Source organism: Moritella viscosa (genome assembly GCF_900120065.1).
GTDB lineage: Bacteria > Pseudomonadota > Gammaproteobacteria > Enterobacterales > Moritellaceae > Moritella > Moritella viscosa.
In genome coordinates, this window is sequence record NZ_FPLG01000118.1 from 22705 (window position 1) to 37384 (window position 14680).

Annotated in this window: 10 protein-coding genes; 7 read left to right on the plus strand and 3 right to left on the minus strand. The window is 38.9% G+C overall.

Features of this window, described 5'->3' with window-relative positions:
* Positions 1–10: 10 nt before the first annotated feature.
* The 3 genes from prc to BT797_RS19810 form a co-directional block, all read right to left on the minus strand.
* Entirely contained in the window at positions 11–2011 is a 2001-nt protein-coding gene (gene prc, locus BT797_RS19800) for a carboxy terminal-processing peptidase (RefSeq protein ID WP_045110360.1), read from the minus strand.
* Positions 2012–2124: 113 nt separating this feature from the next.
* Entirely contained in the window at positions 2125–2757 is a 633-nt protein-coding gene (gene proQ / locus BT797_RS19805) for an RNA chaperone ProQ (protein WP_045110359.1), read from the minus strand.
* A gap of 205 nt (positions 2758–2962) precedes the next feature.
* Positions 2963–3274: a YebG family protein gene (locus tag BT797_RS19810; protein WP_045110358.1), complete on the minus strand. Its 312-nt coding sequence runs from the start codon at positions 3272–3274 to the stop codon at positions 2963–2965.
* A gap of 247 nt (positions 3275–3521) precedes the next feature.
* Here BT797_RS19810 and BT797_RS19815 point away from each other — a divergent pair, with 247 nt between their 5' ends.
* The 7 genes from BT797_RS19815 to BT797_RS19845 all read left to right on the plus strand — a co-directional run bounded on the left by BT797_RS19815 (position 3522) and on the right by BT797_RS19845 (position 14653).
* The gene (locus tag BT797_RS19815; protein WP_045110357.1) at positions 3522–4130 is read left to right on the plus strand and encodes a paraquat-inducible protein A; all 609 of its coding nucleotides are present in this window, start codon (positions 3522–3524) and stop codon (positions 4128–4130) included.
* Positions 4117–4740, plus strand: a complete 624-nt coding sequence (locus BT797_RS19820) for a paraquat-inducible protein A (protein WP_045110356.1) — start codon at positions 4117–4119, stop codon at positions 4738–4740. Before BT797_RS19815 ends, BT797_RS19820 begins: the two co-directional genes overlap by 14 nt.
* Positions 4727–7441 (plus strand): MlaD family protein, encoded by a 2715-nt coding sequence (locus tag BT797_RS19825; protein WP_045110355.1) that lies wholly within the window; start codon positions 4727–4729, stop codon positions 7439–7441. The genes BT797_RS19820 and BT797_RS19825 overlap by 14 nt, the downstream gene beginning before the upstream one ends.
* Positions 7442–7539: 98 nt before the next feature.
* A complete protein-coding gene (gene rsmF / locus BT797_RS19830; protein ID WP_045110354.1) occupies positions 7540–9000 on the plus strand; it encodes a 16S rRNA (cytosine(1407)-C(5))-methyltransferase RsmF in 1461 nt (486 codons plus the stop codon).
* A 305-nt stretch (positions 9001–9305) separates the two neighbouring features.
* Positions 9306–9908 carry a DUF2760 domain-containing protein gene (locus BT797_RS19835; RefSeq protein ID WP_045110353.1) on the plus strand — a complete coding sequence of 201 codons (603 nt, stop codon included), beginning with the start codon at positions 9306–9308 and terminating at the stop codon, positions 9906–9908.
* Entirely contained in the window at positions 9905–11734 is a 1830-nt protein-coding gene (locus BT797_RS19840; protein ID WP_211705557.1) for an Hsp70 family protein, read from the plus strand. The genes BT797_RS19835 and BT797_RS19840 overlap by 4 nt, the downstream gene beginning before the upstream one ends.
* A gap of 96 nt (positions 11735–11830) precedes the next feature.
* Positions 11831–14653, plus strand: coding sequence for an Hsp70 family protein (locus BT797_RS19845; RefSeq protein WP_075473253.1), 2823 nt, complete (start codon positions 11831–11833; stop codon positions 14651–14653).
* The last annotated feature ends 27 nt before the right edge of the window (positions 14654–14680 follow it).

A 14680-nucleotide genomic window follows, 5' to 3' on the forward strand; every position in this document is an offset into this window, starting at 1 on the left:
TAGAGGTGGTTTAGCTAGATTTACTTAAATCAATCGCTATGTTGGCTGCTTCTAATAAGAATATATCGTCAAACTCGAAGTCCTCTGGTTTATCATCATATGATTCAACCGCAGGTAATTCCTTTCGTGCTAAACGTTCATTCAAACGAGTTAAACGAATCGACTCGCTCTCTTCCCGTTCTTTAATACGCACAGACTCTTTTAAAGAAATTGTTTTACTATCAAGTTCCTGTTTATATTTGACAATATCTTCTTGGATATAACCAAACTCAGGATTAACAGCAACACGCTTGTTGTGACTTTTAGTTAACTTATTAACTTTTGACTGCAATACTAACGATTGTTGATAGCTTGCTTTACGGATATGGTCCCAAGCCAGCGCATTATCTTCAATTGACTCACCAGTGTCTTCGGGTTTCACTGCCGATGGGAAGGTAATGTCAGGTAGTACACCACGTAATTGAGTGCTTCCACCGTTAATACGGTAAAATTTCGATATGGTATATTGCACACTACCAATTGGTTTGTCATATAGATCATACAAACGTGCTAAGGTTCTGTGCTGTTGTACAGTGCCCTTGCCAAATGTTTGTTCACCAACAATGAGTGCACGGCCATAATCTTGTAATGCAGCGGCAAAAATTTCGGACGCTGATGCACTGTAACGGTTAACTAATACAACGAGTGGACCATCATAGTATGTTTTCCCATCACGGTCTTCGAGTACATTAACCTTATCTCTCGCATCACGAACCTGTACTGTCGGGCCTGAATCAAAGAATAAACCAGAAAGTAAGTTTGCTTCTTTTAATGCACCACCACCATTATCACGTAAGTCGACAATAATAGAGCTCACATTATCTTTTTTAAGCTTTGTTAATTCAGTCAGAACATTTTTCGTTAAACCATCATAGAAGCTTGGTATTTCGATAACACCAACCTTCTCGCCTTCAACATCGATAACTTTCGATTTTGCAGCACGGTCTTCTAAACGTACTTTATCGCGAATGATTTCTACGATTTTGTGTTTGGCACTCGCGCCTTCACCGCGTAAGATTTCAAGACGGACTTTTGTGCCTTTCGGTCCTTTGATCTTGTCTACGACATCATCAAGACGCCAACCAACAATATCCACAATCGTTTTATCATCTTGTGCAACACCCACGATTTTATCTTCAGCTTTAAGTTGTTTCGTTGCATCTGCAGGGCCACCAGCAACTAAAGATCGAATAACGGTGTAATCATCAACGGTTTGTAATACTGCACCGATCCCTTCTAAAGAAAGGTTCATTTCAGTTTTGAAACGATCCGCATTACGTGGGGATAAATAAGACGTGTGAGGTTCAATACTTCGTGCGTACGAATTCATCAATGTTTGGAATACATCTTCACTTTGTGTCTGTTTCAAACGCTTAATGGCAGTATCGTAACGTTTACGCAGTAATTTTTGAATCTCAGGCCAGTCTTTACCCGTTAATTTTAAATTGAGTGCTTCATATTTTACTTTTTGGCGCCATAACTCATTTAACTCATCAGTCGTTTTTGCCCAATCTAATTCAGATGTGTCAAAATAATATGCGTCATCACGATCAAATTTGATTTCAGTATCAAGTAGCGTTAATGCGTATGCAAAGCGTTCGTAACGACGTTGAAGCCCTACTGTGTAAATATCATAAGCGGGTGCAAGGCGACCTTGACGGAAATCTTTTTTAAATGAAAGTGCATATTTATTAAAATTATCGATATCGCTTTGCAAGAAAATGGTGCGATAAGCATCAAGTTGCTTTAAATAACGATCAAAAACTTCAACAGCAAAGCCACTGTCAAAATCAATAGATTTGTAATGTGAACGAGTAAAGAGATTAACAAGACGTTTACTTGCTTCAGAATGCTGAGCTTCTTGCTTTAATGTAGGGAGTTCTTGAATAGAAATGGCGGGATCAAATGCGAAAGCATGTGTGGCCAATAGTACCGAAGCACTGATAAAAGTTCTTTGTAAAACTTTTTTCATTAAAAATCCTTTTGAGAATAAGTAACGCTAAATCCATAATAGTCAAGTATTAGCCAAATTTCATATATTTAGCTAACACTCAACTATTAAAAATTCAGAACACTCTTATTGCTTTATACAAAAAGGTGCTCTTTTTTTACTTTTAGAGAAAGTCCAGATAGTAGTTCAACTTGAACACCATCTTTAGATACTTCAACGATAGTTGCTTGTACCGGTGCTTTACCAATTACAACTTTGACAGATTGACCTGATTTAAGTTCCGACTCATTTACAGGACGTTCAACTTTAATTGTAGGCTTTTGATCCGCTTTAGGAGCCGATTTTTTAACTACTTTTTTAGGTGCTCTTTTAACAGCAGGTTTTTGCTTTTCAGCTTTTGCCTTTTGTTCTGCATTTTTCTTATTACGTTCAGCGAAAAATTTAGTTTTGCTTTCTTCAAGTGTTTTTTGTGCATGCTCTATGTGCTCTGCATCTAAAACACCTGCGTCGTTGCCATCTAAGTCAACTCGTACAGCATCTTTTTTAGCGCCGTGAAGGTAACGCCAGCTTGCAGTATACTGACGAAGTGCCGTACGTAATAATGTTTTACTAACTTTACTATCTTCTTTTAGACGTTCAGCTAGATCTTGAAAAATGCCAATTTTTAGCGGTTTAGCTTCGCCCTTTGCAGTGAAACATTTTGGGAATATTTCTACCAAATAAGCGATAACTTCTTTGCTATTTTTTAGCTTTTCAATGTTTTCCATGAATTACCTTAAATTACTTCTAATTGTTCTGATATAACAAAATTGTAATCTTGCTATATCGCATGTATAAAATTTATCGCTATTATAGAGCGATTGCAATTAAATGCTATCTTTAATCCGCTAACTTAGCCCAAAAAGGTGTTAAAAAATAACTCTTCCGGTGATTTTTTATGCTTTCACAAACAATAATTAAGCGTACGAAAGATTAAGCCGCTTCTTTTCCAACCGTGCTTTTTGACGATTTTTTAGCTTTTGGAGCCTTTTCTTCTTTCTCTTCACTCGCTTTTAATTTGCCACCTTTTAAGATGACCTGTAGCGATGCACTATTTTGTGCTAAGTATAATGCTAACTCTTCTGTAAGGCGGTCATCAATTCCAAGAGATGACGTGCCGATAAAGTCTGTAAGACCATCTGCAACATCTAACATCTTGTCATATGCATCCGCTTCTTTTTTACTTGTAGATACCATTTTTTCCACACCATTTCGCTCTACTACATACTTTACTATTACGGCCATGAACTAATTCCCTAAATACACTGTATATTATGACAGTGTATTTAGTATTTCCTGTTAATTCAAGTCACCACCGATAAAATATGCTTGATTCAAGCTAAGACAGACTAATTCATTCATATTATAATCAACATCATGACGGATAAACTTGTGGTACTGTTGATATTTGCAATAAAATAATGCTATTAATGAACGCAATATGATCGTGCTAACTTTAAAAGCATAGTGAATCAACTATTGGCGGGTTTAAATGTCGAATATTAATGTCTGTAATAAATGTGATCTTATTGTTGATCATATACCGATTGCAAAAAATAGGCATGCGCTGTGCCCCCGCTGTAACACGCTATTATATACAAATAATGCTTTTTCCATTAGTTCCGTATTAGCTCTTTCATTAACGGGGCTTATACTTGTTGTTATTGCAAATGTGTTTCCAATGTTCACTATCACCATGCTAGGGGCTGAAGAATCAGCGACACTCATTCAAGGCGCGTGGGCCTTATTACAAAAAAAGTTTTACTTTGTCGGTTTACTCGTTATTTTTTGTAGCTTTATTGCGCCCTTTCTATTTTTATCTTGTCTCGCACAAGCTTGTTTATTACTACTGACTAAACGTAATACACCACAGCTCATATTATTACTTAAACTCGTTAAGTTTTTTACCGAATGGAGCATGTTAGAAGTTTATCTCGTTAGTTTTTTGATCGCTGTATTTAAACTTTCTGACATTGCTGATATCGAATTACAGCTAGGTTTACTTAGCTTTGTTTCACTTATGTTTGTTTCTAGTCTTATCATGTATGGGCTCAATCTAGAAATCTTCTGGCAGAAAATGGAAAAAAATGCAAAACGCTAAAGATAATCAAATCGCCAAATGTCATGAATGTAACTTATTAATTAGTGTAAAACAGGATATTAGACGGCATCGTTGTCCGCGCTGTTTTACGCGTGTTCATTTTCGTATACCACGTAGTATCCAAAAAACATGGGCACTTTTGATCACCGCTACAATCATGATGATTCCGGCCAACTTTTTACCGATAAGTACACTAACAAGTACTGGTCAGTCGACGCCAGACACCATTATGTCTGGTACCATTGCTCTCGCAAAAAGTGACAATTTAGGTATTGCGATCATTATATTTATAGCCTCTATTTTAGTTCCCTTATTCAAAATAATCGGCTTAATGCTGATTTTATTATCGATTCAAAATAAAATATTTATTACACCAAAACGAAAATTATTATTATTTAATGCAATTCATTGGATCGGAAAATGGTCCATCATGGATTTGTTTGTTATATCGATTATGGTCGCGGTGATTAACCGAGGAAATTTACTCTCAGTTGATCCCGGGTACGGAGCAACTTGCTTTGGTTTGGTTGTTATATTAACAATACTTGCCGCAGAAAGTTTTGATACACGTTTAATTTGGGATTTAAACCATAAAAATGAAAGAAAATAACGAACCACAAATGCCGGATAACTGTGACGCACCTAAAGCAGTGTTACATAAACCGAATGTGATGTCGCCAATATGGTTGTTACCCATTGTAGCTGTCATACTTGGACTCTATCTTATGTACCAAAGTATTACCCAAGCTGGTATCGAGATCCGTGTACATTTCTCGAATGCTAATGGCATTGTCGCGGGTAAAACACTGGTTAAATATCAAGGCTTAATAATCGGTAAGGTAAAAAAAATCGCGCTAGATGACAACCTCAAAGGCGTTTACGTCACCGCAGAAATTGATAATAAAGCAGAACAAGTACTACGTCGTAATACACAATTTTGGCTTGTTGCACCGAAAGCCTCTATTGCCGGTATTTCGGGTTTAGACGCCCTAGTCACAGGTAACTATATTGACCTCTCACCAGGGGATGGTGAGTACAGTATCGACTTCATCTCGGTGCAAAATGCACCGAACAACCCGCCAGATGATGAAGGGTTAATTGTGCATTTAACAGCAGACAAGCTTTCATCTGTACGTCCTGGTTCAGAGATTTTCTACAAGAAGATCCCTGTCGGTCAAGTACATAGTTTTACGCTGGATAAAAAAACCGATAAGATCCTAGTCGAAGCCGTAATCGATAAACAATATAGCTATCTTATTAAAGACACATCTCGATTTTGGAATGCAAGTGGTATTAACGCTAAGTTTGGGTTGGATGGCGTCAAAGTGGAAACCGAGAGTTTAACCGCCATTATCAGTGGTGCACTTGCATTTGATTCACCGACCATTGGTAAACCAGCCAATGATAATCAAATATACCCTCTATACAACAGTATTAGTGATGCACAGCGGGCTGTACAAATTAAATTAAAATTAAGTAACAGCAATGATATTAAAATAGGTAATAACATTTACTTCAACGGCTTAAAAGTCGGTGAAATAACACAAGTAATGACACAATCATTAACCCCTACGACGCAAAACTCGCCATCTGTTGCCACCGCAATTGCAGATGTAGATCCTGACGTTGTAGACCTGTTTCGTGACAGCACACAGTTTTGGGTTGAAAAAGCAAACCTGTCCCTTTCTGAAAGTAAAAACATTGTGAACTTGGTCACTGGTAATTACATTCTCTTTACACCGGGGCAAGGTGAATTGCGGACTACATTTGATTTAGTGTCAAACGTAGATGATCTTATTCCACATAAACAAATATCGATTACCGCTAACGATGCTAACGGCTTAGCCGTGGGTAACAAAGTTTATTATAAGAATTACCCTATTGGCCATATTAGTCAGGTGAACTTTAATACTAAAACTAACTTAATTGATTTAAACGTTAATCTTTATCAAGACTATGCGCATTTACTTACCCCGTCATCACGTTTTATCAATGTTAGTGGTGTATCTGTGAATGCGAATATATCTGGCGTAAACATTAAATCCTCACCCATCGCAGCATTAGTCAGTGGTGGTATTGAGCTTGTTAACGACCCTGCGTTCAAAACTAAACGCAAAAAACAACAATACCGCCTCTACCCTTCTTTAGCACTCGCTAAATTGGGTGACAACGCCTTCAAAACAAATAAATCGGTGACCTTAGTCAGTAAGCCAAACCATGTTATCTCTAACGGCGCACCTGTATATTACCGTAAATTGGTTGTTGGCACAGTTGCAGATTTTCGTTTAGCATCCGATAACGAGCACATCATTATCACGCTTGATATTCTTAGCCAATATGCACACCTAATTAACAAAAATAGTGTGTTTTGGGATGTTTCTGGTGTTCAAATATCAGGTAGTTTAAGTAATTTACAAGTTCAAGCAGAATCATTATTAACGATCGCAGCGGGTGGTATTAACTTTGATAACATCAAACCAGTTAATAACAATAAAGTAAGCCTATCCAAATCAAAATTGACCCATTATAAACTGTTCCGAAGCTTTGCTGCTGCGACTGATAATCGGCCAATAGTCACGTTAACCTTTGAGTCAGGCACTGATATTCATGTCGGTACTGAAATAAAAAACAAAGGTATAAAGGTCGGTGAAATCAGTCATATTAAGCTTAAAGTTGACCAAGGTTTCGTTGAAGCAACAGCTAAATTAGAAACTGATTATGCTAAATACTTTACCCGTCAAGGCAGCCTGTATTGGTTAGAATCAGTTGAAGTGGGTTTAGATGGTATCAAAAATGCCAATACGATACTCTCAGGCGCGTACATCAACGTAACTAAAGGTAACGGTCATAAAGCTAAACGGTTCAACGTGCTCAACGCTGCGCCGGATATCGCCTCTGAAAAAGTCGGCTTATCAGTCACAGTAGTCAGTGAACGATTAATGGCATTAACAACAGGTACGCCGGTTTATTATCGCCAAATAGAAGTCGGCTCAATTACACATTCTGAATTATCTGCGCTCAGTGATAAGGTACTAATTACGCTTAACATCCAGCCTGAATATCAGCACCTTGTCCACAATGATAGCCAATTCTGGGCGGTATCAGGGTTTAATGTTGATATTGGTTTAACTGGCGCAACCCTAAAAGCTGAATCATTAAAAACGATTCTGGCTGGTGGTATTGCGTTTGCGACACCAAATCCAGATAAAAACAGCAAATTAGCCGAACCTTTCGCACAATTCAAATTAGCCCAAGAAGTTAACCCCGACTGGTTGAAGTGGGACACCAAAATCCAAAAGCCTGCTAAATAAGAGAATAATGTACTACCCGGCTACGACGAGTTTCCTAAACTTGAAGTAGTTGGGGTATATGGTAAAATGCCCGCATCTTTCTAAATTGAGCCCGCAAAGTGCATTCCAATATAAAACTGCCTGAAGATTACCTTACGCTAATGGGTAACATTATCCCTGACCACCTTTCTATGGACGACTTTATTGCTTGTTGCAAAACACCATTGAAAACCAGTGTTCGTGTAAACACGCTTAAAATTTCTGTTGAAGAATTTAAACAATTAGCAAAAACAAAACAGTGGGAACTCACATCAATCCCTTGGTGTGAAGAAGGCTTTTGGTTACAACAAGAAAATACAGAAACCAAGCTAGGAAATAGCTGGGAACATATTGCAGGTCTTTTTTATATTCAAGAAGCCAGTTCAATGCTGCCCGTTACCGCATTATTTAAAGAACAAGTATCTGGTATCACAGCGCAATACAATACCATTCTTGACTGCGCATCTGCGCCCGGCTCAAAAACAAGTCAGATTGCAGCATTGTGTAATAATAATAATTTTATTGTGGCTAACGAATTATCATCTAGCCGATTAAAAGTATTAAGCGCGAATATCAAACGCTGTGGTATTAAAAACATTGCTCTTAGTCACTATGATGCAAATGTATTTGGTACTTGGTTACCTGAAATGTTTGATGCTGTATTACTTGATGCACCTTGTTCAGGTGAAGGCGCAATCCGTAAAGATGATAAAGCGATGATTAACTGGTCGTTAGCTAGTATCAATGATATTGCAGATATCCAGAAAGAATTAATTGAAAGTGCATTTAAAGCCTTAAAACCTGGTGGCACATTAATCTATTCAACCTGTACATTAAATCAAACTGAAAACCAGGCCGTTTGCCAACATCTCCTCGATTTGTATCCTGATAACGCAGATGTTATTCCACTTACCGACCTATTCCCAACGGCCAATGACTGTTTAACGTCAGAAGGTTTTTTACATGTTTGGCCACAGATTTATGACAGTGAAGGTTTCTTTGTTGCTAAATTCACTAAAAAAGAGTCACTTGGCCTACGCCCGATTAAAAAGAAAAAACGCCTAGTATTCCCGTTTAGCCCCGTTAGCCGTATCGAGAATGACGCAATTCGTGATTATTTCCGTGACACCTTTAATTTTGAATTTGAAAGTGGCGTCTTCTATCATCGTGATAGTGAAATCTGGCTATTCCCGAAAGAATTCCCAGCGTTCATCGGTAAATTCAAATTCGATCGCATCGGCATTAAGATTGCCGAGAAGTTTAAAAAAGGTTTCCGTGCGCAACATGAATGGGCGCGTACCTTTGGTCATCACTGCGATAGAAACTCCGTGTCACTTGATATTGAGCAAGCTAAACAATACATCATGGGACGCGACATTAACTTTGCTGATGTAGACATCGATAATTTAGATGAGTTACAGGGTGAACTAGTTGTATTACTCGAAGGTAGTGTGCTTGGTTTAGGTAAACGTGTTAATCAGCGTTTAAAAAATAACTACCCGCGCGACCTAGTTCGTGATAACAACTTGTTTAACGAATAGTGTCACGACCGACAGCGCGATAATTTAATGGCAATTTGATATACGCAAATAATTTACTATATTTAATATTACTATCACGCCAGTTTCCCTAAGCCCACTACAAGGATTTGTATTGGGCTTTTTTTTATTTATTTTTATAAATAACTCACCTTGAAAATATGTTTCTAATTATTCCAGTTAAAATGGCTATTCTTTGTTCCTAACTACTAGGTAAATAAGCTAAAAAATCACATTATGCTTCGTTACATAAATAACTATGATAAAATCGCCGTTAATATTGATTTATACAAACTTGAGTAAAATATATGAACTTCGACCTTACTAACATCACTGAACTACCTGCCGGTCCTGATGCAGCGCATATCGCCTTATTCGCTCTGACTTTAATCTTATTATTAATTACCTTAGTTCGAGGTGGAAAAAAGACAGTTGAAATAGAAAAGATTGTTGAAAAAGAAGTATTCGTTGAAATCGAAAAAATAGTGGAAGTAGAAAAAATTGTTGAAATTAAAGCACCATTACAAGAAGCCAGCCCAGCCGCCGCATGTCAGCTCTTATCACTGTTACAAAATGAAGCACGTTTTGTTGATTTCATTCAAGAAGATTTAACGAGTGCAACGGATGAACAAATTGGAGCTGCAGCACGTATCATCCATACCGGTAGTAAAAAAGTACTTAATGAATACTTCACGTTCACGCCGATTCGTACTGAAGAAGAAGAAAGCCAAGTAACTGTCGCTGAAGGTTTTAATCCATCAGAAATCAAACTGATTGGTAACGTACTTGGTAGTGCGCCTTATCGTGGAATTCTAGTCCATCAAGGCTGGAAAATCAGCAGTGTAAACCTACCTAAACTGGCACAAGGCCACAATGCTAATATCGTAGCAGCAGCAGAGGTTGAACTATGAGCGACAGCACTATGAGCGAAGTTACCGCACAATACAGTATTGGTATCGATTTAGGTACAACACACTGTGTATTATCATATATCGACCTTACCGACGAAAGTGATCAAGCAGCTAAGCAGTTGTTTGCAATCCCACAACTATCAGCACCGGGGTCTGTAACAGAAAAATTCCAATTGCCTTCATTTGTGTACCAAGCACATGCCGAAGAGATCAGCCAAGACCAAACGCCATTACCATGGGATGGTGAAAATACAGCCCTTGTTGGTGATGTAGCACGCCAACTTGGTTTAAAGACCCCGATCCGCTTGGTATCAAGTGCCAAGAGCTGGTTAAGCCATGCGACCGTCAGCCCACACGATGCGATCTTACCATTCTCAAGTCCTGACGAAGTTGAAAAGATCTCCCCTGTAACAGCGACAAGCCAATACTTAAACCACCTAGCTGCAGCTTGGAATGATGCACACCCAGATGCGCCAATTTCAGAGCAGGATGTAACAATCACTATCCCTGCTTCTTTCGACCCTGCTGCACGTAACTTAACGGCGCAAGCAGCACAAGATTTAAACCTTAAACATTTAAATCTACTTGAAGAACCTCAAGCGGCCGTTTATAGCTGGTTAGAAGCATGCGGTGACGAATGGCGTGACCAAGTCAATGTTGGCGATACTATTTTAGTCATCGACATCGGTGGTGGTACAACGGATTTATCATTAATTTCTGTTGAAGAATCTGAAGGTAATTTAACATTATCACGTATTGCCGTAGGTGAGCATATCCTACTAGGCGGTGATAATATGGATCTTGCCCTTGCATATCGTCTAAAAATGAAATTAATGCAAGAAGGTAAACAGTTACAACCTTGGCAAATTCAAGCGATCACACATGCTTGTCGTGACGCTAAGGAACAACTGCTATCAGATAATGACATCGAAACAATGCCAATTGTTATCCCTAGTCGTGGTTCTAAGTTAATTGCTGGCACTATGCAAACTGAATTAACACGCGATGAAGTACACCAAACGATCTTAGAGGGTTTCTTTCCTGCAACCACTGTGACAGATATGCTACAGCAAAATACGCGAACAGCGTTAACACAGATTGGTTTACCGTATGCACAAGATGCGGCAATCACGAAGCACATTGCTCACTTCTTGAATAAACAGCATGACGCACTAGAAACCGATGCGGGTGACTTCATCAAACCAACCGCAGTATTATTTAACGGTGGTGTGTTTAAATCTGATGCAATCAGCACTAAGCTAATTGATATTATCAATGATTGGTTAGTTGAAGCTGACGTTGAAGAAGAAGCGAAACTTTTAACTGGTATTGATTTAGACCTTGCGGTTGCAAATGGTGCTTGTTACCACGGTTATGCGAAACATGGTAAAGGCGTTCGTATTAAAGGCGGTTTAGCAAGTTCATACTATGTTGGTGTTGAAAGCTCAATGCCAGCTATCCCAGGCTTCGAACCGCCACTTGAAGCAGTTTGTATTGCCCCGTTTGGTCTTGAAGAAGGTTCAAATGTTGATGTAACTACACACCAATTTGGTTTGGTTGTCGGTCAACCGGTTAAATTCAAATTTTTTGGTTCAACAGTACGTCGTGACGATGTAGTTGGTACCCACCTTGATTTCTGGCAACCAGAAGATCTTGAACAACTACCTGATATCGAAGTATCGCTCGAGACAAGCAGCCGTAACAGTGGCGATGTTGTTCCTGTATCACTTTCAGTGACAGTGACTGAAGTGGGAACTTTAAAAATTGAAGCGATTGCTGATGATAGCGACGAAGCTTGGGAAATTGAATTAACGGTTCGTCAATAAACATGATCTAACATAATCATTACACAGTCATTATATTGATAAATGTGTACTTAACTCAGGGCACTTTGCCCTGAGTTTTATTATATGGAGTTTTTAATGCCCTCACCTGTTTCTAAAACAGCGCAATATGTAATTGGCATCGATCTTGGCACCACCCACAGTGTTCTTTCTTATAAAAATATCGATGATTATCAAGCCAGCGCTTCTGTATTTCTCGTTGACCAATTGGTTGGTCCTGGCAAAGTTGCAAGAAAACCGTTACTCCCTTCATTCCGCTATCATTTTAATGACAACGAAATTGCCCCAACTGATTGTATTTTACCTTGGAAAAAAATTAATTTTAACGGTGAAATAGCGAATGTTATTGTTGGTCAATGGGCACGCGATTTAGGCACAAAGACCAAAGGCCGTTTAGTTTCGAGTGCCAAGAGTTGGTTATCTCACCCAAGTATCGATGCACAAGCAGCCATTCTCCCTTGGGCTGTTGAAGATAACATTGAAAAAGTATCGCCAGTCATTGCCAGTGCAAGCTACCTTGCACATTTTCAAGCGTCTTGGAATTATCATAATCCAGAGCACTTACTTGCCAATCAAAATATTACTATCACTGTTCCAGCCTCTTTTAACGACACCGCCCGTGCATTAACTCTCGCCGCTGCCGATCTCGTTGGCTTAACAAACGTGACGCTATTAGAAGAACCACAAGCTGTTTGTTATGACTGGTATCACCGAAATAAACAAGCTAAAACAGATTTGATTGAACACGATAAAACCATGCTTGTATGTGACATCGGTGGTGGTACAACGGATTTAAGCTTAATCGAAATGTCATTAGATCATGGCGAGCTAAATTTAAATCGTGTCGCAGTTGGTGATCATTTAATGCTGGGTGGTGATAACATCGACTTAGCGTTAGCCCATATTGTCGAATCAAGAATATCACCAGACCAACGTTTAAAATCAGCGGCATTAGGGCAACTAATACAGCAGACACGTCAAGCAAAAGAGCTATTTTTATCCGAGCAACCACCAAGTACCACATCAATTACGTTGCTGGGTCGTGGCTCTAAGTTAATTGCGCAGTCTAAGAAATGTGAACTCACTAAAAATGAAGTCATCGATATGGTGTTTAATGGCTTCCTGCCCAATAGCGCGTTTAACGAATTACCAACGCACAGAAAAAATGCGGTTGTAGAATTTGGTTTACCATATACCTCGGACCCTGCAATTTCAAAACATATTGCCGAATTCATCCATACTTATTACGATGTAGACGCAGCCGACGATTATAATACAGCTGTCGTACCAGCCGCAATGCTTGTTAATGGTGGTATCTTTAATAGCCAACAAGTAAAACTGCACATTGAAAAAGTATTATCAGGTTGGAAGCAACAAAAAGTTCAGATGCTACACAATGGTAACCCTGATTTATCAGTTGCATATGGCGCTGTTGAATTTGGCTTTGCTAAAATGGGTAAGCAGAAAAAAATTGGTGGTGGTAGCCCACGAAATTACTTCATTGAAATAACCGATCGTTCAGGTCAACCGCAATCGATTTGTTTATTGCCGAAAGGCACAGAAGATGAGCAAGTTATCAATTTAGATAGCCGTTTGTTTTCGTTAACGATCGGTGAACCCATTCGTTTTAATCTTGCTACTACCAGCTATGAAAGCAATTTAAAACCTGGTGACATTATTGATAAAAAGTTTGAAAAAGAATTTGAGAGTGAGTTGAAAGGTAAAACGCCGTTACCGCCTTTTGTCGTTACTATTCCAGAGCACAAAGATCATAAACGTTTTGAGTCAGTGTACTTGTCTTGCAAGTTAAGCAGCATTGGTACTTTACAACTTGAATGTGTGAGTGAAACTAACAGTAAGCAACGCTGGGCATTAGAGTTCTCTGTTCGCCCAAGCTTATCAAATAAGGCGACCAATGATGATGCTAAAGATACCAATGCGGTTAAACAGCGTCACCCTAACCTGCCAGAGGCAATTAAATTAATTGAAGCTGTGTACGGTGCAAGTAGTAAAAAAAGCGATCCTAAATTAGTTAAATCACTGCGTAACGACCTTGATAAACGCTTAGGTAAACGTGATACCTGGGATACAGATCTATTACGTGAACTTGCAGCGCCGTGTTTACAGTTTGCTAAAAACCGCCGCCGTACCGAGCAGCATGAACGTAATTGGTTAAAACTAACAAGCTTCCTGCTTCGTCCTGGCTTTGGCTATCCTGCTGATGACTGGCGTATGGAACAGATTTGGCCAATATTCAAATCGGCTATTCAGTACAACAAATCGACACAATCATGGAGTGATTGGTGGAATTTATGGCGTCGTATTGCTGGTGGTCTTAATGAACAACAACAGATCGAAATATATGACACTATTTCGACCTACTTTGTTGAAGACAGTAATAAACACGCCAAGATCATAAACCAAGCTAAACAGCGCAGTTATGATGATATTATTCGACTTGCCGCCTCACTAGAGCACATTCCAGTGGCGCTGAAAATTGAGTTTGGTGAATACTTACTGGCTAAATTAAAGAAACCACAGAATCAACAATTGCACTGGTGGGCATTAGGTCGTATCTCGTCTCGTGTTGCATTTTATGGTAGCCAACATAATGTTATTCCACGTCATATTGCTGAAACATGGCTAAATACATTACTTGAAGCTAATTGGCAAAAAGAACCACACATTGCTTTTGCGGCTGTGATGATTGCCAGAAAAACCGGTGACAGAGAAATGGATATTCAAGATAAGGCCAGGGATGCAGTTATAGAGAAATTAACGCAGAATAAATTATCAGAATCTTGGTTAGAATTAGTTCGTAATGTGCAAACTTCTGATGAGACAGTAATGAAGCGTATTTTTGGTGACAGTTTACCAACTGGTTTGACGTTACTATCATAGCGTTAAGTTGACGCTATTTTAATAGGT

Excerpts from the sequence above, each read along its gene's own strand:
- BT797_RS19825 (WP_045110355.1), top strand. The coding sequence starts at position 4,727 with ATGAAAGAAAATAACGAACCACAAATGCCGGATAACTGTGACGCACCT.
- BT797_RS19840 (WP_211705557.1), top strand. The coding sequence starts at position 9,905 with ATGAGCGACAGCACTATGAGCGAAGTTACCGCACAATACAGTATTGGT.
- prc (WP_045110360.1), bottom strand. The coding sequence starts at position 2,011 with ATGAAAAAAGTTTTACAAAGAACTTTTATCAGTGCTTCGGTACTATTG.
- BT797_RS19835 (WP_045110353.1), top strand. The coding sequence starts at position 9,306 with ATGAACTTCGACCTTACTAACATCACTGAACTACCTGCCGGTCCTGAT.
- proQ (WP_045110359.1), bottom strand. The coding sequence starts at position 2,757 with ATGGAAAACATTGAAAAGCTAAAAAATAGCAAAGAAGTTATCGCTTAT.
- BT797_RS19845 (WP_075473253.1), top strand. The coding sequence starts at position 11,831 with ATGCCCTCACCTGTTTCTAAAACAGCGCAATATGTAATTGGCATCGAT.
- BT797_RS19810 (WP_045110358.1), bottom strand. The coding sequence starts at position 3,274 with ATGGCCGTAATAGTAAAGTATGTAGTAGAGCGAAATGGTGTGGAAAAA.
- BT797_RS19815 (WP_045110357.1), top strand. The coding sequence starts at position 3,522 with ATGTCGAATATTAATGTCTGTAATAAATGTGATCTTATTGTTGATCAT.
- BT797_RS19820 (WP_045110356.1), top strand. The coding sequence starts at position 4,117 with ATGCAAAACGCTAAAGATAATCAAATCGCCAAATGTCATGAATGTAAC.